This is a genomic window from Flavobacterium granuli (assembly GCF_900129705.1).
Taxonomy (GTDB): domain Bacteria; phylum Bacteroidota; class Bacteroidia; order Flavobacteriales; family Flavobacteriaceae; genus Flavobacterium; species Flavobacterium granuli.
In genome coordinates, this window is the sequence record NZ_FQWO01000010.1 from 87,189 (window position 1) to 107,381 (window position 20,193).

The 20,193-nt window shown below is 36.7% G+C and carries 25 protein-coding genes; 5 read left to right on the top strand and 20 right to left on the bottom strand.

All coding sequences use genetic code 11. From position 1 onward, the window contains the following. Nucleotides 1-149 precede the first annotated feature (149 nt). Complete coding sequence (locus BUB25_RS12740; RefSeq protein WP_072944966.1) at nt 150-1,373, top strand: site-specific integrase; 1,224 nt, start codon at nt 150-152, stop codon at nt 1,371-1,373. A gap of 474 nt (nt 1,374-1,847) precedes the next feature. Here the strand turns inward: BUB25_RS12740 and BUB25_RS16655 are convergent, their stop codons facing one another. Next, nucleotides 1,848-2,006: a hypothetical protein gene (locus BUB25_RS16655; RefSeq protein WP_170066897.1), complete on the bottom strand. Its 159-nt coding sequence runs from the start codon at nt 2,004-2,006 to the stop codon at nt 1,848-1,850. Between the two features lie 294 nt (nt 2,007-2,300). Between BUB25_RS16655 and BUB25_RS12745 the strand changes: the two genes are divergently transcribed. The 4 genes from BUB25_RS12745 to BUB25_RS16660 all read left to right on the top strand — a co-directional run bounded on the left by BUB25_RS12745 (nt 2,301) and on the right by BUB25_RS16660 (nt 4,124). Then, nucleotides 2,301-2,519: a helix-turn-helix domain-containing protein gene (locus BUB25_RS12745; RefSeq protein WP_072944968.1), complete on the top strand. Its 219-nt coding sequence runs from the start codon at nt 2,301-2,303 to the stop codon at nt 2,517-2,519. Nucleotides 2,520-2,524: 5 nt separating this feature from the next. Next, entirely contained in the window at nt 2,525-2,857 is a 333-nt protein-coding gene (locus tag BUB25_RS12750) for a HipA N-terminal domain-containing protein (RefSeq protein WP_072944970.1), read from the top strand. Beyond that, entirely contained in the window at nt 2,850-3,806 is a 957-nt protein-coding gene (locus BUB25_RS12755) for a HipA domain-containing protein (protein WP_072944972.1), read from the top strand. The genes BUB25_RS12750 and BUB25_RS12755 overlap by 8 nt, the downstream gene beginning before the upstream one ends. A gap of 180 nt (nt 3,807-3,986) precedes the next feature. After that, nucleotides 3,987-4,124, top strand: coding sequence for a hypothetical protein (locus tag BUB25_RS16660; RefSeq protein ID WP_170066896.1), 138 nt, complete (start codon nt 3,987-3,989; stop codon nt 4,122-4,124). Between the two features lie 81 nt (nt 4,125-4,205). Here BUB25_RS16660 and BUB25_RS12760 read toward each other — a convergent pair whose 3' ends face one another. From BUB25_RS12760 to BUB25_RS12850, 19 genes are all read right to left on the bottom strand, one after another. Beyond that, entirely contained in the window at nt 4,206-4,496 is a 291-nt protein-coding gene (locus BUB25_RS12760; RefSeq protein ID WP_072944974.1) for a MerR family transcriptional regulator, read from the bottom strand. Between the two features lie 66 nt (nt 4,497-4,562). Beyond that, a complete protein-coding gene (locus BUB25_RS12765; RefSeq protein WP_072944976.1) occupies nt 4,563-5,000 on the bottom strand; it encodes a hypothetical protein in 438 nt (145 codons plus the stop codon). Between the two features lie 33 nt (nt 5,001-5,033). Beyond that, the gene (locus BUB25_RS12770; RefSeq protein WP_072944978.1) at nt 5,034-5,327 is read right to left on the bottom strand and encodes a hypothetical protein; all 294 of its coding nucleotides are present in this window, start codon (nt 5,325-5,327) and stop codon (nt 5,034-5,036) included. A gap of 6 nt (nt 5,328-5,333) precedes the next feature. Further along, the gene (locus tag BUB25_RS12775) at nt 5,334-6,134 is read right to left on the bottom strand and encodes a hypothetical protein (RefSeq protein ID WP_072944980.1); all 801 of its coding nucleotides are present in this window, start codon (nt 6,132-6,134) and stop codon (nt 5,334-5,336) included. A 28-nt stretch (nt 6,135-6,162) separates the two neighbouring features. Then, nucleotides 6,163-7,011: a conjugative transposon protein TraN gene (traN, locus tag BUB25_RS12780; protein ID WP_072944982.1), complete on the bottom strand. Its 849-nt coding sequence runs from the start codon at nt 7,009-7,011 to the stop codon at nt 6,163-6,165. Nucleotides 7,012-7,206: 195 nt separating this feature from the next. After that, nucleotides 7,207-8,502 carry a conjugative transposon protein TraM gene (gene traM / locus BUB25_RS12785; protein WP_072944984.1) on the bottom strand — a complete coding sequence of 432 codons (1,296 nt, stop codon included), beginning with the start codon at nt 8,500-8,502 and terminating at the stop codon, nt 7,207-7,209. Nucleotides 8,503-8,596: 94 nt separating this feature from the next. After that, the gene (locus tag BUB25_RS12790) at nt 8,597-9,001 is read right to left on the bottom strand and encodes a hypothetical protein (protein WP_072944986.1); all 405 of its coding nucleotides are present in this window, start codon (nt 8,999-9,001) and stop codon (nt 8,597-8,599) included. 15 nt (nt 9,002-9,016) lie between these two features. Beyond that, nucleotides 9,017-9,637, bottom strand: a complete 621-nt coding sequence (traK, locus tag BUB25_RS12795) for a conjugative transposon protein TraK (RefSeq protein WP_072944988.1) — start codon at nt 9,635-9,637, stop codon at nt 9,017-9,019. A gap of 21 nt (nt 9,638-9,658) precedes the next feature. Further along, nucleotides 9,659-10,768, bottom strand: coding sequence for a conjugative transposon protein TraJ (gene traJ / locus BUB25_RS12800; RefSeq protein ID WP_244533823.1), 1,110 nt, complete (start codon nt 10,766-10,768; stop codon nt 9,659-9,661). A gap of 99 nt (nt 10,769-10,867) precedes the next feature. After that, the gene (locus BUB25_RS12805) at nt 10,868-11,503 is read right to left on the bottom strand and encodes a hypothetical protein (RefSeq protein ID WP_072944993.1); all 636 of its coding nucleotides are present in this window, start codon (nt 11,501-11,503) and stop codon (nt 10,868-10,870) included. A 2-nt stretch (nt 11,504-11,505) separates the two neighbouring features. Further along, complete coding sequence (locus BUB25_RS12810; protein ID WP_072944996.1) at nt 11,506-12,129, bottom strand: hypothetical protein; 624 nt, start codon at nt 12,127-12,129, stop codon at nt 11,506-11,508. A 143-nt stretch (nt 12,130-12,272) separates the two neighbouring features. Further along, nucleotides 12,273-12,965 carry a conjugal transfer protein TraI gene (locus BUB25_RS12815; protein ID WP_072944998.1) on the bottom strand — a complete coding sequence of 231 codons (693 nt, stop codon included), beginning with the start codon at nt 12,963-12,965 and terminating at the stop codon, nt 12,273-12,275. An 11-nt stretch (nt 12,966-12,976) separates the two neighbouring features. Continuing rightward, the gene (locus BUB25_RS12820; protein ID WP_072945000.1) at nt 12,977-15,445 is read right to left on the bottom strand and encodes a TraG family conjugative transposon ATPase; all 2,469 of its coding nucleotides are present in this window, start codon (nt 15,443-15,445) and stop codon (nt 12,977-12,979) included. Between the two features lie 39 nt (nt 15,446-15,484). Continuing rightward, entirely contained in the window at nt 15,485-15,802 is a 318-nt protein-coding gene (locus BUB25_RS12825; protein ID WP_072945002.1) for a DUF4133 domain-containing protein, read from the bottom strand. Nucleotides 15,803-15,810: 8 nt separating this feature from the next. Then, on the bottom strand, nt 15,811-16,149 hold the full coding sequence (locus BUB25_RS12830) for a DUF4134 domain-containing protein (RefSeq protein ID WP_072945004.1): 339 nt from the start codon (nt 16,147-16,149) through the stop codon (nt 15,811-15,813). A gap of 134 nt (nt 16,150-16,283) precedes the next feature. Beyond that, nucleotides 16,284-16,772, bottom strand: a complete 489-nt coding sequence (locus BUB25_RS12835) for a hypothetical protein (RefSeq protein WP_072945006.1) — start codon at nt 16,770-16,772, stop codon at nt 16,284-16,286. Between the two features lie 182 nt (nt 16,773-16,954). Then, nucleotides 16,955-18,157 (bottom strand): hypothetical protein, encoded by a 1,203-nt coding sequence (locus BUB25_RS12840; protein WP_072945008.1) that lies wholly within the window; start codon nt 18,155-18,157, stop codon nt 16,955-16,957. Nucleotides 18,158-18,209: 52 nt separating this feature from the next. Then, a complete protein-coding gene (locus tag BUB25_RS12845) occupies nt 18,210-19,079 on the bottom strand; it encodes a helix-turn-helix domain-containing protein (protein WP_072945010.1) in 870 nt (289 codons plus the stop codon). Nucleotides 19,080-19,392: 313 nt separating this feature from the next. Next, nucleotides 19,393-20,088, bottom strand: coding sequence for a hypothetical protein (locus tag BUB25_RS12850; protein WP_072945060.1), 696 nt, complete (start codon nt 20,086-20,088; stop codon nt 19,393-19,395). Nucleotides 20,089-20,193: the final 105 nt, after the last annotated feature.

The following is a 20,193-nucleotide window of genomic DNA, read 5'->3' on the forward strand; positions in this document are numbered from 1 at the left end:
GACCCTATTAGTGACCCTATTTTTTTTTCAGCCTTTTTAGGCAAAATAGGGTCACTAAATTGGGAGAATTCCCCGGGAATTCCCCGCCAATACTAGCTACTTTCAAAGTTTTTAAATCAATTTGATTATTAATTTAAAAACAAGAAGCTATGTTAAAAGTAATTTTTTATCTCAAAGCTGGAAAAGCCAACAAAAGTGGAGAATCTCCTATTTTTGCACGCATCACCTACAAACAACAATCCATCACTATGGCAACCGCTAAATCAATTTCAAAAGAGAGATGGCAGTTTACCAAAAACCTTAGAAATGTACTTAAACTTGAAAAAGAAAAAGTATTAAAACATAGCCTTGACTTATTTCAACTGAATATTGAAAAGAAATACAATGAAATGACTAAAGTAAGTTCCGATATTTCACTTCTATCGCTTAAGAATGAAGTAACTGGCAGGGCAAAAATACCGTCTAAGGAAATTAGTGTTATAGAAATCTTAGAAAAGCACAATCAGTTCTTTGAAAGAAAAGTAAAAGCAGACGAGCGTTCCAAGGCTTCATTCCAAAAATACGAGCGCTCTAAGGAATTGCTTCTAAACTTTATGAAAAAGCAGTATCAAGTGAACGACCTTCCGTCAAACGAAATTTCCAGCGCATTTATATACAATCTCGAATCCTTCCTTAAATATGAAAGTGATTTTAAAGGACGAGTTGGCATTAAAAACAACTCGATGGTAAAATATATGAGAATGTATAAAACAGCCTTTAATTACAGCATAAAAATGGGACTAATTGAAAAGAATCCCTTTAATCTTTATGATGGCAAACTAAATATTAAAGATGCTGTGTTTCTTACCCAAAGCGAACTAGACAGTATAGAAAACAAAAAATTTTCTGTTGAACGCCTGGAAAGAGTAAAAGATATTTTTCTTTTTAGTTGTTATACAGGATACGCACCTGTAGATGCCTTAAATCTTACCTCAACGAACATCTTTCAGGATTCCAATAACGATTTTTGGATCATGACTAATAGAGCAAAAACAGCTATTCGAGCAAATGTTCCCATCTTACCTCCCACTATGAAGATAATTAATAAATACAAAAACCTACAAGTTGGACTACTCCCGCAGATATCTAATCAAAAGATGAATGCCTATCTTAAGGAAATAGCTGATCTTTGTGGAATAGAAAAAAACCTTACCTGGTATGTGGCCAGGCATACTTTTGCAACGACAGTAACCTTAGGCAACGGAATTAGGATTGAAAATGTTTCATCAATGATGGGTCACACCAACATTAAGCAAACACAACATTATGCTAAAGTGCTTGATGTAAATGTAATGGAAGATATGTCTAAACTAAGGCAAAAATTTAGTTCATAATCACCTAATCTTTTTCCTGTTTTATCTAGTGCAAAATCAAATAAACATAAAAGAATCCCTATCTGGAATCCTTTTATGTTTATTTCTTGTACGTCTCTCCTCAAAAATAAGCTATTCTTACATCTTGAAAATAAAATAAGTATGTGGTTTATTGTTTATTCTGATTGAGTATTTTTTAAAATCGACTAAGCAAAGGATTCAGTAATTACTTAATTGAATTTAAATTGATTGTTATTTCAATCAAAACAACCAATTTTATATAGAATAACAATCATTTTATAAAAATAAACTGTTTTTCCAAAATACTAAGAACTTCCAGCGATTCTGCAAGTTTTTTCACTGGGTGTAGCCATATTATTATTTTTTATTGCAATACTACACTGTTGCACTGTGTAAAATATGCTCAATTTTATGAATTAATTCAGCTTGACTTATAAATCTTGGCCCAGTTAGTTCTACAACTCGTAAAAAATCTTAAACTATTTTTTTATCGCTACCGTCCCACCATATATCATAAGCACCTTTTACATTGCTTTCATCTTCTATATAAATGGAACGTTTTTCATCAGTAAATAAATGACCTGGTCTTTTATAACTGTCATTCGGAATATCATCTCCCAAACAGAAGCCCATCGTGTTGTCTTAGACAAAACAAAAAGCTGGTGTAAATACACTATTAGAAAAACCGGTCAAATTGACCACCACTTTCCAGTTCAAACTGACCACCTGGTTTTAGGGTAAACTACTAAAGCTATATGCTTTTACATATAAATTAATTTAATATTAATATTTTATATGCTTTTACATATAAATAACTATATTTGTTTAGAATCGTTGTAAAAGCATATAATCCTATAGTCGCCATCATAAAAAAAAAACATAAGTAGTGGCAACAGATAACCGATGAAAAATAATAAGTTTCGGAATATGAAAACATTAGCAGATTTTGTAAAAGAGAAAAGAAATGAAGTAAAACTCACACAGGAAGCCTTTGCTGAACGTGCGGGAGTGGCACTAACCGTTATCCGTAAAATCGAACAAGGCAAGGAAAATCTAAATCTTGAAAAAGTAAATCAGGTTCTCAAAATGTTCGGGCATACTTTGGCACCGGTTAACGCAAGGGAATTATCCAAAAATAATGACTAAGAACCATGAGAAAAGCTGCCATATATTATAAAGAATTCCTGGCCGGAATACTTACAGAAACGGATGAAGGAGAATATACCTTTCAGTACGAGCAAAATTACATCAAAGAACATCCTCGAGAAAGCATCACCCTCACAATGCCGGTCAGCACAAAAATCTATACAGACAAACGATTATTTCCGTTTTTTGAAGGTCTAATACCCGAAGGATGGTTACTGGATATTGCTTCTAAAAACTGGAAGATAAACCAGAATGACCGCATGGGCTTGCTTTTGGCCTGTTGCCAAAATTGTATCGGAGCAGTAAGTGTCCAACCAATACCAAACGAAAATGAGTAAGAACTGTCTATATTGTTACAAACCATTAGAAGATACAATTGTTGGTGATTTTCACGAACAATGCAGCCTCGAATTTTTCGGTACAAAACAACAACCGCTATTCGAACATTCGCTAAAACAAATGGCGGAATTGGCCAAAAATGTAGTCGAAAGAAGTGTGGCTGTTCCCGGTGTACAACCCAAATTATCTTTATCAATTGTAAGCGATGCCATTCAAGACGGAAATAAAGGCCGCCTTACGGTAGTCGGGGCCTTGGGCGGTAATTATATATTCAAACCACCCTCCAACCAGTTTCCTGAAATGCCTGAAAACGAACACTTAACCATGCGCATAGCTGAAGCTTTCGGAATCACTACCGTAAAGTCAAGCTTGATAAGGTTACAGTCAGGAGAGCTCTCCTATATCACCAAACGCATCGACCGAACTGCTACAGGAGAAAAAATCCACATGCTCGATATGTTCCAAATCACCGAAGCCTTTGACAAATACAAAAGTTCCATGGAAAAAATAGGTAAAGCACTGGACGAATTTTCAGATAACACCTTGCTCGACAAACTGTATTTTCTCGAATTAGCTATTTTCAGTTTCCTCACGGGGAACAACGACATGCATCTCAAAAACTTTTCGATGATCTATTCCGGTAAAATCTGGACTCTGGCCCCAGCCTATGATCTGTTAAACGTAGCCATAGTAAATCCAGACGACACCGAAGAACTGGCGCTGACCTTAGAAGGAAAGAAGAAAAAACTAAAATGGGAACACTTTGAAAGACTAGGCATCAACCTTGACTTAAACACAAAACAAATAAAGGGTATTGCAAAGCGTTTCCAGAAAAACAAGCCCATTGCCATCCAATGGATCAATAATTCATTCCTATCAGATGAATTCAAAGACAAATACAAAACACTCCTGGAAGAAAGGTATCATACTTTATTTCACTCTAAATAATCATGTCCTTTTTCTTATTAGTTTTATTCAATCAACTGCCCTGTTCAATTAAAAACAGGATTAATTTTTAATAACTTGTATCGTTATTTCAGGACGGGATACAAAGCATTTAAGTAAAAAGCAATACTGTATTTACCAATACGGGTTTCTGTACAATTATTAATTTTAATTGTCTGAATTTTGCATTTAATTTTCCGTCCTGAGATCCGTTTTGAATTTATCAAAGACGGTTTGAGCATTAAAAATGTAGTTTTAAAAATAGTAGAACTTGATGAATTTTCGGAAAAACACCAGAAAATAATCAACGGAGATTTGTAGTTGATTGTTTTAATCCAAAAGTTAGTGCATCACTCCTCAAAAATTAAGCTGTTTTTACAGCTTGTACACTACAGCTGTGATTTATTGTTTATTCTCATGGAGTATTTTTTCTATTTTAGCAGCCTCATACAAATAGATGTCCCCAAGTTTCGTATAAGGCAATATACCAATCTGGCGGTATTTAATAATGGTATTATTTGACAGTCCAAATAGCTTCTTTAAATCCTCATTTCTGTAATACTGTGCCGCCTTTTTTCTACTCTCCTCCCTCATCTTAAAATCTATTTTTTCTAATCGACTGTGTAAGGGATCCAGCAATTGCTTAATTGCAGCGATATAAGAGAACTTATTTTCTTTACTTTGTTTAGACATGATCAAAAAATTTAATTTAAATAAAGTTTCAAAATAATTCATTCTAGAAGAGCACTTCTTAAAGTACTAGCGGCAAGCGACTATTCCTTTCCTCCTTTTGAGTATTTTAATCAATTTATTGAGAAATTTTAGTTGCTTTGCACCATAAGTAAAGCCTTTCGACTCAGAAAATTGCTTGCTAATGGTATGTATGCCAACCTGCGATCCTGAATCCCCTGCATAAGTAAAATTGTCTTGAATAAATTGCTGCATTTTGCTTCTATTATTCTGTTCACTTTCACGATCAAAAAATAAAATATTTTCATCCATAAGAATGTAGAAAAACTGAGCTAAATCACTTTTGTTAAAACTTGAACTGCATTTACCTCCAGTCAAATCGTTTTTAAACTTCACATTATAGCCACTGCTATAGCTGTTCTGTTTCAAGACTGTCTCTAGAGCTTCGATCTTCCCGTATAATGCTACTACAGCTTCGGGAAGTTCTTCTAATGTGGGCTTTTTCATAATAATACTATTTGAAAAAACAAGAACACTCCTTTAATTTTCCGGATCAATAAAATAGACTTTGCTTCCTTTATTTCTTTTAAAAGAAGGTTCGTACTTGATATAGCCATATTCGCTTAATTCTTTTACACACTTCAGATAAGTCGTGGGGGCTGATATCTTGGCTAAATACATAATTTCAAAACTAAAAACCTGTATGGGATTAATTAAACCCTTATCCATTCTAAACTGCAACAAAGCAGCATAGATACCAATATGGGTAATACTGATACGATAATCTTTTTCAATAGCTGAAAAAAAATTGGATAAGGGTGTTAAGGACTCCATCATAATCTACATTGAGTTAGACTGTTTTTTTCTTCTTTTTTTTTCTTGTGGCACTTCTGAACCATCATCAGCAGCATTCTGGCTTTGCTTTTTAGCATCCTGTTTTACCGCTTTACTGCTTCCCTCAGACTGCTTTTCCTCTTTTGATTGGCGGTTATCAATACGCTGTCTATTCCCATCGTAAATAGTAATGGTTTTAAATTGGGGATTCGCCTCAACAAACTGCTTAATCTCATTTCCTTCTCTTAAAAAAGTAACTGATTGTAGATTTCCTTTCTTGAGAGAATCCATTAGCTCTTCTTTATACTTAGGATTTGCCAACTCCTTGATTGAATGCTTAGAAAGCGTATTCTCAAGGTCGTAACCGTAATTTTCATGGTAATGGTTTAGTTTAAAATTCCCTTTGGTATCGATTTCTTTAAAATCCATTTGAACCCAAGCATTGTAAAGTTGCCCTTCTTTGTTAGTGAGATCTTTATTGACCGCCCTACCTTCCATCAAATTATAAGCTTCTTTCATTGTGATATTATTCCCTTTGTTAATGTAGAAAGTCTGCTGTAAGGAATCTTTCGTATGCTCTTTTAACAAATCGACTTTGTACGAATTAAAGAAATACATATCACTTTGCTCTGACTTCTTAAAATTCAAAGACACTCGAGCGACATCCTTCCCATAATAAGCTTCATGATTCATGGTGAAACTGGGCTTTTGCTCTTGCATTTTTTCTTTTAACTCCCCTTCTAATCCCTCACCGAAACCGGTATACTTTACCTGATCACGCAGGTATTCAAAATTTTTCTCGTTCATGACTATCTATTTTAAATGATTAAATAACTTATAGCGCAGGCAACACAGCCAGCTGCATCATCTTTCCATTTTTCACGCGGAGCTCCAAATGCCTCCCTCCCCTGTTTTCCATAAGTTGTATCGCAAGATATTTTTTATCAGGTATAGTGAATTTTTCCAAAGCAAATACTGCAAAAGCTTCTGACAGCTGCTCGATAACTAAAGGATTATTGTAAATATAGATGGGCTTGATCTCTATTTCCTGTGATGCGGTACGCTTGGATTTCTTCTGGTCTCGAATAAAAAAGCGCAACTGGCTGATATCGTAATTTATATTCGAATTATTTTCTATTCTTATCCTATAATACATCACATTCTCATAAATAAATAAGCCATTTAATTGAAACTTGATACCAAACCTTTTATCCCTTACACCTCGCAGTTTCTTTCTTTCATAAGAGGCTAAGGCTGAATAATCATGTAAGTCTACTTCATTCTCATTGTCAGGCGATACTAAATGCTCTTGTCTTTCCCCCTTTGCTTTACTGATGATCCAATTTAATATTGGTGTTTCTTCATTGTAATTCAAAACAAAAGAATAGAGCTGCCCATCGGAAGTAACAACCGTAAGATTTGTTTCAATAAAATTAGGATGGGCTGCCTTTAATTGAAGTATGTTTTCAACATCTTTTCCTTTTTGTACTAATACAGCATTACTCCCCCTATCAACACTTTTAACGGAATACGGAAACACAATCGTTGTTGTTTTCGAATGCCCTATAACTAAGGAATCTGATTCAATCTGATAGCGCTCACTTCTAGGCAATTGTTGTTGACCAAATACGTTTCCGGTACTACATCCTATATAGAGCAGTACCAATAGACTCATGTTTTTCATATGTGTTTTATTTATTTGTTTGTTAACAGTTATACATAGAATGCTTAGACAGCTCATCCTGATTCTATCGGCATTAGATTCGTCTTTTTTATGTAAGGTTTTTTATCGCACAGTATTTTATTTCTAGTGGGGTTCGATGGTTTTTCTATTACCTAAATAAACTTGTTGTTAATGGCAATTTTAAATTCTTGTTTTTTACTCTTTTCTGTTTTCATCACGGATCAGCACCTGATACCCAGCCTTTACCATCACTTTTACTAGCTTCACTTTTTTACTTAAAAGATTTTTGGCCGCCTCAATACCAGCTCCCGCCGCTTGGGCACCCCAAGACTCGTCAAATGTGTTTAGCCCCAAGCTTTGCATTGAACGATCTGCGGTAGTCTTTGCTACATCCCGGTTAATCGCACCTGGTATATAAATGCCTTCGAGACCATCCATATCATAAACAGAGAGCTCCACCGGAAAAATAGAATTCCCAAAACGGAGACTATTGATCTTAACAGTCAACCTCTCTCCTTTCAATGAAGCAATCCCAAAAAGGAAATGATCCTTTGGAATCATAACCCCATTGACAAAGATTGCATTACTGAGTCTTAGCTTGACTGTCGAACCATTCACCAAAGTTTGCGTTTCATGAATAACCGCTTCAACTGCATTGTGTACAACGGAAGCATTTATAGGTTCTTCAAAAGAATAGAATGCATTATATGCTGTCTGTATTCCTATGTCGGCATTGTTTGACTTTTTACTATTCTCCAAAGAAGTAATCCTATCATCATTCCCTATAGTAGAGATGGTAAACACCTGCCCTTTATTCGCTTCCGAAGTTTTTCTCATTTTTTCCTGTACCCGGTCTGGATGCTGGATATCAAGTATATTTTCCAACATTCCACTTAGCTTTTGCAATTCCGGATCTTCGCTTTCCGATTGACTCATCGACTGCATCATCTGTTCCAGTCGGTCAACATCTTTCGAATGGAGACTACTGCTACTCTGGTCTTCATATACTTTATAAACGGGCTGTTTAGGTGTTGGTACTGGTTTGTCTATAAGCTTTTGAAGCTCTTCCAGCTTCTTATGCATTTTTTCTTCATTGGGATCACGGTAGATGTTGCTAGTAAGGCCTCCGCCTCTCCTTCTAAAACTATTATCCTCCTGATTACCATTCGCTCCTACTATAGCTGAATCACCAAAAATAGAATGCTGCAAATAATTGGGGTCTTTCTTAATCAGTTCTCTTATTTTTGTCGAATCCAAAATGGCCTTATCATAATAACTCATTTTATCCAACAAGGGCTCATTTTTAAAATTGGGAATAGGAAGCGTAATATTAAAGCCTTCTTTTTCGTCTGCATTTACATCTGCGGTTTCAACTTCTCCTCCTCCAAGTAACCAAAATAATAGACTAATAAATGGTAGTGTTAGCAGGGGTAACACCAAAAACATCTTGCGTTGTCGGAGTGAATGAATAGATTTAGTTTGTTTTTCCATAGTCGTTGTCTTTAAAATTGTATTGATAATAATTTTCTAGGATAGCAAGGCTATCTAGTAAGCCGGCAAGGTGGTTTACAATACTTTCGTAGCTTTACTTCCCTGTTGGACAGCGACCCAAACTATCGATATAGGCACGAAAACGAATTATTTTTTCAAATTTGTCCTTGTCAGCGGAACTATTCTCTTTGCTTATTTCATCATCCTGTTGCAGTAACTGTAGCGGTTTATTAATCGGTGTTATTTTGATGTTATTGACTGTAGCTCCTGAAAAACCTTGAACAATCATATAAATACTATAGCCCCCCGAAATACCGATAAAGAGACTCCAAATAACCACCAAAGCGCTATGGGATAGCTTTGCCATTTTCTTTGCCATCCATTGTGCCCATTTTGTTTGGGCTACCAAGTAGACTTTATTGACCTGTTTCATTAGTGTATCACTTATTAGCCTACCATCGGATCTAGGCTTTTTTCTTCTTTTGTATAGGAATTCCATAGCTCTTCAATTGAATCATTTTCTATTTTCAATTTTGAGATCTTTATTCTCGATCGTTTTCCATCGTTCGACTAAAAAACCGTGCGGATTATTATCACTCCGAGATACATTGCGTAAACTCCCTTCGGTAATCAAGCTGCGGTGAGCAATACTGGTAGCCCTGATAATACGTTGTACCGCATAACATCGAAAAAGATAAGGGTATTGATTAATATCTACCGATATGCTGTCTATTTCAATACTTTGGCTGATATTACCGGATATAATTCCTGCATAGTATCCATTCTCTCTTAAATCATCGTAGATCCGCTTGGCACTGTCATCGCAGAGATACAATGCCTTGGTAACATTACTTTTGATTACCTTATCGTCTGGATCAAGAGTAAAGAAAAATTGATGAAATGTTTTTACATGATCTCTAGCTTCCACCGCTATATTGTCTTTTCGATCTGAAGCAAAGGCTTCCAGCGCTTTTCCATTTGCAAGAATATACACCTTGGACTGCATTTGTGCTACAAGCTTAAAACTTTTGTAAAGTGTGAAACAACATATAATAATGCATCCGACAATGACTAACATTGAAAAGCCTCTTATATGTCTAAAAGCTGTATCGATATTTTTCATTTTACTAAACATGATTCTTGTTTTTAATGGTTATCAGGAATTACCTTTTAATTTATCTCCCATATAATTGGCCTTCTCTCCAAAATAAGGAGAAGAAGTTTGATGTCCTGACATACTTTGAGACATGCGACCTGCCGCGTTGCCCATCGCATCCATAGCCATTCCAGCTCCTGTCGAGGCCGTGTTAGCCACTGTATTTGTCGAGCTACTTAAAATAGTGGTCACTTTTTGACTCAAAGCCCCACCACCTCCTGCATGAACAATGTAATTAGCTACTGATGGCACCGTGAAATACCCCACAATACCGATAATCATAAATACCAGATATGCCATATCTGTGCGACTAAAAAAAGTGTCTCCATAATCATTAAGCTGTGATATATCTAGTTCCAGCATCTTCTCTTGTATCTTTCCGATAATGCTTCCAAAAATATTAGCCACAGGAAGCCATAGAAAAATATTGATGTAACGTGCCAGCCAGACCGTAAGTGTATGTTGAAAGCCATCGAACACCGAAATACCGAAAACTAAAGGACCTAAAACGGAGAGTACGACCAGCTGAAAGGTTCTTAGCGTATCAATACAAAGGGAGGCGGCTTCAAAGAGTATCCGCAATACTTCACTCAACCACTCTTTTACCGAATTGCGAAAATTAAAGGAGGCTTTCGACATCGCAAACTTGATATCGTTACCAATTCCCTCAAATAAACCCGAACCATTCTGATCAGCAGCATCATGGGTGTATTTATACCATCTGTCCTGATCACCACTACCCGACTCGCCAACATACATCTGCCAGGCATCTGTCGATTTTATAGCTTGCTCTTTTCTCTTCAAAAGAACTTCAATTGCCTTATTCGAACCATCCACCATCGAAGCTGTTGCTGTAACCGTGGGCTTCATAATACCATTTATCAAATAGAGCACCGAAGGAAAAATCATAATACAGAATCCAATCACAAACGGTCGGAAAAGAGGATAGAAATCGATCGATTCCGCATTAGCAATATGCCTCCATACACGCGAACCGATATACCAAATAGCGGCAAAACCGGCAATACCTTGCCCCACTCCCAATAAGTTACTACACAAAGGCATCATTTCATCATACAGCTGATCAAGTACCCCATGAAGACTATTCATTTCTGCTGCCAGACTTTGTGCTTTTGTTGCAAAGGGACAAGCAATACTAAGACTTGTAACTAAAATGACCTTGTATATTTTTTTCATAGTGCTAACTTTTTATTTCTCTAGTTTATAAATGGCCCGAAGGGATTTTACATCTTGCTGCTCTTTGGCACGTTGCACTGCCAGTAAAGCAGTATTAGAATTAAAACTTCGAAGAAACAGCAGTTTATCCTGCATAGCAGCATAGATTTCATCAATGGATTGCAGCCGCTCATCATCAGACATCTGCAGTTTATTCGCCGTTATAACTGTCATGAGTTCATCCAGATGGAGAAGGCTTTGTTTAAAGAGCTTACCATAAACCTTTTCTATGTACTTTATTTCCTTTTCATCAAAAAGGCTATTGCTTCCAAACCGCTGAAATGCACTCTTGTATTCTTTTACCAAAAGCATCTGATAGTGAATGATATCCCCAATACGATGGTATTTTCTTACCGCCGGACTGACCTGCATTAATGCATCGATAAAAGTCTTGTGAAGACTAAAATTACCCTGTGTTAAATCCTTCACAGTGTTGTAACCTCCATTGAGAATTTGATAGCCTTTTTTCATATCCTGCAAAATCTGCTTAAACTGGGCCAATTTCTCTATATTCAACAGCAATTGTTGCATTTCTTGAGATTGGGCAGCTGTCTTCCATGGTAAAATCATACTCAAAAGAACCACACAGATAATGAATAGCTTCTTCATAATTACTCCTTTATTAGCTCGTGTAGGCCACGAGACGTTTGTACATCTTTATTATCCTTTGCCCGCGATAAACGCAGTATTTTAGCTTGTTTATTGAAACTTTGGGAAAACATATAATTCTCCTTCATAGTAAAATAAAGGGCGTCAATTCGCTTTATCCGCTCATCATCCTTCATTACAAACTGACCATCCGTTGTAACTGCAATCAGTTCTTCCATAGTTTTACTGCAACCATCTAATAAACGTTCAAACACTCTTTTGATATAGGCTAACTCACTCCCATGAAATAAATCAGCTTGTTCTAATTGTCCTAATACCCGTTTATGATTCTCTACAAGCTTCCATTGTAATACTATAATTTCAACCAGCCTGCTATACTTTTTTATTTCGGGGTTTATGCTCTTTAATGAGCTGAGATAATCAGTATGAAGCCGCAACTCGCCCTTTTTCAAATCAGCTGCTATACCCAGTCCTTTCTTGGCTATTGAATAGCCTTCTTGTGCATAATTGATATATACTTTCAGTCCTGCTATTTGTTCGAGCAACACTTTTCTTTGCTTTTCTTGAGCATAGGGAGTCGTAACTGCCCATGCCATAAAGAATACCGATAAATATAACTTTTTCATAAGTCGATAATGGTTTGATAAGCCGTCCTTAATTGATAAATATCATACCTTCTTTTACTTGTCTTACAGCACTGCGTTTCGCATATCTTCATTACTGTTTCCTAACAATCTGCGATTCTGCTCTTTTTATAGCTCTCCATCTATTAATTTGGAAGCCCATAAAACTTCTTGACTGCACTCACATCTTGTTTTGTTTTTGCTCGTTGCAGACTCAGGAGGATATTCTGCTTGTTAAAAAGAATCAAATCATTGTAGTTGAAATCGATTTGATCAGTAGCGGCATTAATAATATCAAGTCTCTTAGCATCACTCATCTGGGTACTAAAGGAATCCAGTATTAAAAATATCTGATCTATATTTTTCATGCTCTCTTCCAAAATACCGGAATACACTTGCTGCATATATCCCAATTCATCCCGGTTAAAGTGACTGTCTTGTTGGAACAACCGCCATGCCCTTTCATACTCATTTACCAGTCGCACTTGCTTTTGACTAATCTCCTTGATGCGTTGGTAATAACTAATAATTGATTTAACTTTTGCTAATTCTTCATAATAGTCCCGATAAAGATCACGTTGTCGCTCTGTCCAATCTGAAATTTCATTCAATTTTAATTTTGAAAGCACATTCTCTATTTTTTTCTGCGCGTTCTGCAACCATATCGTTTTGTTTTGGAGTCGCTGAATTCTTAGGTCAATTGCCTTAATTACTTTTTTTACAGCTACAGAAATTATTCCGACAATTGGTACAGCGGCAACGTTTTCCGCTCCCTTGACTGGGGTAGTAAAAAGCAATAGGCACATCAAGCCCACCATGACTTTCTTTCTTGTTTTCATAATCCTATCATTTAATTTCCGTTACGAAGGGCTATTGCAAGGGCAGCAATCCCTTTTTTTATGTCTCCTCCATATTTCTTAGAGTACTCCTGCACTTTCATTTTTTCTGTTTCCTCCGTAGTATAAGCCAGGTACTCCTCCAGGGATACTTCAGTTCGGTAGACTTTAGATAACACTCCGCCTAATGAAATAAATACTTCTTTGTACTTCTTGTCTGGGTCATTGGCTTTGTTAACAGAAAGTACCAATGCTTTTTCTTTCTCGGTCAGCCCCAACAGTTCCTGAATTTGCTCAAACTTATTCTGGTATTTACTCTGGTCCAGTAATATTTTACAATCACTGTTATTAATAATCGCCTGTTTTACCACGGGGGATGAGATGATGTCTTCTACTTCCTGCGTAACTACTATTGCTTCCCCAAAAAACTTCCTAACCGTCTTAAATAAATACTTTATGTATTCCGCCATACCTTCCTTAGCAATAGCTTTCCAAGCTTCCTCAATTAATATCATCTTGCGCACGCCTTTGAGCTTGCGCATCTTACTGATAAAAACCTCCATAATGATGATGGTGACCACTGGAAAAAGGATAGGATGATCTTTGATATTATCCAATTCGAATACAATAAAACGTTCTTTTAATAGGTCCAAATTTTCGGTGGCATTGAGCAAATAGTCAAACTCTCCTCCCTTATAATAGGGTCGCAATACATACATGAAATTATTGATGTCAAAATCCTTTTCCTTCACCTGCTCTCCTTCCAATACCTTAACAAAATCATCTTTCAAAAAATCGTAAAAACTGTCAAAGCAGGGAAATAATTCTTGGTTTGACTCCAGCTTTTCATAGTACAGCTGTAGTGCATTGGATAAAGCGACATACTCGCTTCGATTAAAGGTTTCATCGTCCTTTTTCCATAAGGCCAAAAGAAGTGTTTTAATACTTTCCTTTTTCTCCGTATCCAAGCTGTCACCCGCTCCAATATAAAAAGGGTTAAATCGAATGGGATTCTTTTCATCATAGGTAAAATAATAGCCGCCCACCATATCGCAAAGCCCTTTGTAACTGTGCCCAACATCTACTAAGACGATATGAGTGCCCTGCTCATAATAACTTCGAACCATATGATTGGTAAAAAAAGATTTTCCGCTTCCTGAAGGCCCCAATATAAATTTGTTTCGATTGGTACAGATGCCTCTTTTCACAGGTTCATCACTGATATCCACATGTACAGGCTTACCCGTAAGACGGTCACCCAAACGGATTCCAAACGGACTTAGCGAAGAACGGTAGCCCGTTTCCATATTCAGAAAGCAAACTGCCTGTTCCGCAAAGGTGTCAAAAGTATCATTCATCGGAAAATCCGCTTCGTTTCCGGGGATTCCTGCCCAAAATATCTGGGCTGCCCCAACAGTCTCTTGTTTAGCCATAGCGTCCATTTGTGCCAATGCCGAGGAAACCTTGTTTTTAATGTCTTTTACTTCATCCTTCTCTGCTGTCCATGCCAGTACATTAAAATGAGCCTTGACTGGCAGTCGCTGATCGCTAATCGCCTCATTGAGGAAATCATTGGTCGCATCACGAGCAATACTGTTTTCACGGCTATAAGCTGAAAGCGATTGCAATCGCAATCTTTTGCTTTCCAGTTTTTGCAGCGTCTTCTGTGCATCTTCAACAAATAAGTATTGGTTATAGATATGATTACAGGACAAAAGCTGTCCCAAGCTGGAGGCAAAACCAATACTGAATTTCGTTCTATCGGTAGAGTATCGATCATAATTAATACGCGAACCACAAAGCGCGGGAAGATCAGCAGCATCTGCTAAAGTATAGGTTTGGCAATGCTTATCTCCTACCTTCAGTCCCTCATCGAAGGAAATATCATTAAAAACAAAAGAATTCTCCTTTTCTGTCAAAAAGCAGTAGCGCTCAATCAATCCCACTTTTCGGTTATGACTCCTTAGTTCGTCATTAAGAAGACGCCTTAGTGTAACAAAACCGCTATCTTCAAGTATGCGCTTGAATTGTTCCGAGCTTTCAATAAAATCCTCCAATACTTGCCCTTTCAGCGTTTCTTGGGGAACAACAGAACTTCGAACTAAAGTGGAAAACAAAGAACTGGACGCTTTCCTACCCATAGGCTTCTTTGTCAGCAAAATGTAACTACAATGATCCAAAAATGGACGTTCGTTAAAAAAGTGCTCACTGCTACGACTTAGAAAACTATCGTCCAAATTATTAAAATCCGGCTCGTACTTGCTTTCAATAAACCAATCCTGCTTATGAAATATACAAAATTTCGGAAGCACCTTTATAGCTTTCAACCAGGTCTGGTGAAAAGTTTCGTATTCCTGATCTGATAAAGTAAATAGCTCCGGTAATTCTACTTTAAATACTGCTGTTATATCTCCTTGCTTGGATAAAATACAATCGTGTTGCACATCCATAATCGGCAAAATAGCATCCATCCTCTTTTCCATCTTCATCTGTATTTAGCTACTGTTCAACCTCAATCCTTACTAGGGTATCATCATGAAAACTTTCCTACTATAAATCTTTATGGCCTTAGGGAGCTGTCTTTTAGATAAGGCTTTCATCATACCGTGCTCGCCATACTTATGGCTCATCTGATATATTTTCATTACCAAAATGGCTCCTGAGATTCCTATAACTCCAACGCAGATCAATGATGGAATCCCAATAATATACAAAGCAGCAAAAACAATCATAAGCATAACAACCCCTCCACCTAAATACCATATATACTGTGCCTTGAGTCCCTTGAATTCAATGCTTTGATTAATCCCTTTATTTATTTTATAAACACTATTGCTCATGACTTTAACTAAACACCGAAGAACGATTTGATCACTGTAGCCACAACAACAAGAAAAACACAACTGCCAAACCAAGCTGCCGCAACCTTCCCCGTATCGGGGTCACCTGCATTCCACTTTTGATATACCTTCACGGCACCAATCAAACCCAATATGGCACCAACGGCATACATAAGTTCGGTACCTGCATCAAAGTAGCTGCGAACTTGCTGATTGGCCTCATTGATTCCCGCTATTCCATCCTGAGCATAGCTTTGATAATGAAACAACATTAGCGTCAAAACAACCACAAACGAGCATGTTTTTTTTGAAATTAGCGTGCCAAAATTCCCATTCGACTTTTTCATAATACAATATTTTAAAGTGTGAAAACATTTTAGAAAAACGGAGGATTCACCGCTGTCGTAATACCCTCTTTCTCTTGTCACATTAAGCCCTACCGCACTGGGACAGACAGGAGCAATTCCTCCGTATTATTATTTTAGTTTCTTTTATTCCACAAGGCTGCAACCTCCTGCTGGATCAAAACTGGCAATCCGTACTTTTCGCATTCCGAAACAATCAATTCAGTAACTGCACTATGATAAGGAGAATTGCTTAGTAAGGGATATTCAATTAAGATTAATCGGAGCTCCTCCTCGAGCTCCTGTTTGCTAGGTTCTTTTTGAGCGGCCACATTGAGAACACTTTTTAATTGTTTGATCAACGCCTCTACTTCGTGGAAGATCGTATTTGATTCCTCAGGATACATTTCCGACGAACTCCCTTCAAGAGAATCCTGAATTCTCAAATCAGCTTCTGGCTCCACCTTCAATTCTTCGTTTTTCTCCCAGCCTTGAAGTTTCTTTTTGCCTCCTACGACATCTTTTATTTCATCAAGATAGTATCGTAGCCCCACAAATACATACCAACATACCATCAAGAAAACAACCACAATAATGTAATCGTTCCATAAAATATTTCTAAACATAACTGCTTCCGTTTTCGTTAGACATTCTTCCTATTGCTTTCTATAATCGTTAATCATATCCAAGGATTCATTTTATTTTTCAAAGGAACAACATGATATAAATTACTACAAGTACAACTTTATGTTGTACCCTTTTGTACCCCTGATTATAAGGCAATAAAAACAAGTAGCGGTATCCGAAATTAATAACCATTTATCTTAGTAATCATCTTCTCTAGCGTCCGAATGGCAACAACCTTATCTCTGTCCTCCGCATTATAAGACTTGCTTCGAACGGATTGATAGGAGAGCTCTTTTTTGAAAGGGGTAGACAAATAAGGAACAATACTTTTAAATACCTGACTCATCGAACGAGCTTTAACAATGCGGGACTCATCAGCAGCCCTCAAAATAAGTGCGATCTGATCGCAAGACAGATCACATTCCATTTTATAATCGGACTTAATTAACCCTATGGATTGATTAGAAACTTGCTCTGCAGCTGTTTCTTCATTGGCAGTTATTTGCTTTTCCAAATAGCGAATTTCATGTTGAAACCAGCTTTCTAAAACTGCTTTCAAATGGGGCTCTTGAGCATCAAACATCCTTTTGGGCTTGCAATAAAGTTGTCCAAATTCTTTAAAATAACATAAAATAGTTCGCATCCTTACCCCTGCTGTTCCGCAATGATTAAGCCGACTAAGAATCTTATTCTTCAAATAAGTGCTGTATTCTTGGCAATTAAAATTAAGACCAATCAATACTTCGTCTGTTGCAGAATACATAGTGCTTTTTGCCATTGATTCGGAAGCATGCGCTAAGGCATTCAATAATTCCTTTCGATAAACAATCTCTCTGTAAGTACTTTTATTAGTATGCTCTGACAACACTTTTTGATAAAGCTTTGATATAACAAGTTGCAAAGCTTCTTCAACATCTATAGACTGGCAAGCATTATTCTTAAATTCGTCTAGCTTTGATAATAACTCTCTTTTAGAGACCATCTGATAAGTAATTGGAACCCGAACATCCAAACTGAGGTACTTGTAAAAACGATTTTCTACAAACGTCAGTAAATCCTCCAAAACAGTAACTATAGTAGTACTAATATGGCGCAGATGAGGCTCTTTAAAACACTTATGTTGTTGATTCTCTATCATGCAATCCAGCAGATAAATAAAGCTGGAATGGTATTTTCGAACCAAATGGCGAAACTGCCTCTTTTTTCGGATAGAAAAAATTTCTTCTTTGATTTGAATTTGAATTCTTCGGGATTCCTTTACAATATGAGCTACGAGTTCCTTGCTTTCTTCAATCGATATGGATTGTAGCTCATCGTTCTTAGGGTTAAGTTCCTGCACTATTAAACAATCGAACCATTCTAAGGGATATTTTGTATGCATCATAGAATTGTTGTATTGGTTGTGAAAAACAATAAATAGGAGAAGAATAAATGGACTAGCTCAAACGCTTACGGTAGACCCTAGGTGAGATCCCAGCATGCTTTTTGAAAAAAGTGCAAAAAGTGGAACAACAGCTAAATCCCAATTCTTCCGCTAACAACGTGATGGTAATTTGGGCATCTTCAAGAGCCGTTTTTGCTTCCATAACAAGAGCTTCGTTAAGGATTTTTTTTACCGATTTTCCGATAGTTTGCTTAACCACCTTATTTAAATGTCCGGCCGATACATATAAAACACCTGCGTAAAATTGTACCCTATGCTGCTCTTTAAAATGAATGGCTACAATGTTTAAAAATTGAATGGTTAAATCTTCATTTCTTGTAAAGTTCAAATGGTAATCACTAGCAAAATGCCCATAAACACAGCGAAGCTCATATAAAAACAGATTAAAACTAATGCGTTGCAAATCTGTTGCTAGCTGTCGAACTTCGCTATCTTTATTTACTTGATATAATAACTTGTAAATTAGTGATAACACTAAAAAACATTTTAAATCCAAACTAAGCTTTCCAATGCTTTGACCACTGATAAAGTAAAAAGCATCTAAAAGACTCTGCCTATTACAATTTTCAATCGCAAACTCATTGCTGAACGAAAGGGAGAAAAGTTGCAGCTGAGGGTCTATAGATACAATAGCTAAAGCTGCCTCCTTAGAAAACACTACCAAGTCATGAGCAAACAGTTCTATAAAAACATCCTGACAACGAATTCTTAAACTGCCTGATTTTATAAGCAGCACTGTCGTATTGCGAATCATAAAAGCTTCATGACCGTCTTTCTTTAGTATACAATTCTTTACTATTTGAACACTCAAACCGCGTACAGCTAGTTCATTTAAATCAATATGTAGTAAAGTCCTTAACATAATTCAATCGTTTCTAATAAAAAAGAAGACCATAGACTAAATCGTTTCTAATCATTCTTATATGATTTTTCTAATGCAATCAACGATAAAAAATACAAATTGGAGAGGGTCACAATAAACAATACATAGCCCATCGTCCTTGGGCTCGTGTTTTTCCTGCGCCCGCTAATCCAATAGCCAACTATTTCATCATAACTTAATAGATCTATAATGAAATAGAGGCTAATAAGATTAAAAATGACCAACACTAAAAAAAAGAAGAAGCGTAGTTTCATCACTAAAAAGATAAGTTATAGGCACAAAGAGGTATCAATTATAAGTAGTAAGGCAAATGGGCAATTACAGAAATAAGCGATGCTCGAAAAGGATATACTCCTGATTTGACTTTTTTATTTCCAACAGAAATTTCCCAATCTCTATCCTTATGCTCTCCTTCTGCATCAAGCGCATATCGGGTAACTGAGGTAATTCCTAAAATAGTTTCTACTTCCTGCCTTGTTAAAGTACTAGAATCAATTACTCCAGCTTCATAAGCAACAATGAAATCATACAATAGCTTGTACTCGGCTTCTTTCTCCTGAATCAGCCATAAAAATAAGCCTAGCAAACTGGTTTTAGCTTCGTCTCCCAATGTCCCCATAGCAAACGCTGATGCAACGCTAGCCTCAGGATTGCTGACAATCACACTAATATCCTCTGCCGTAATAACGATGCTGCTTTTACCCGCAAAATTGGGTGCTTTCCACTTTGCTCCAGAATAATTGACCAGCGCCCTTAGCTCATCTATGCCCTTAGGATACCCTTTGCTTTGATAGTACTCCGAAAGCCAGATACCATATCTTTTTCCAATAGCATCAAAAGGATTGGCTGCATTAGCTGGTCCCGATTGTTTTGATATGGTAGCTTCCGCAGCTATATTCTTATCAACTTCAACTGCTACCCCATCTCCGTCCGAAGAGCAGCCAACTACTAAAAAAATAACAAGCATACTTAAAAATAAATTTTTCATAATAACTGGTTTTAAATGTGACTGAGAAAAAATTTCTCCGTTCATTTACCCGGGTAAGCAGAACTTTAATTTAGCACGATGCCAAACTTTTTGCTTTTGAATTCG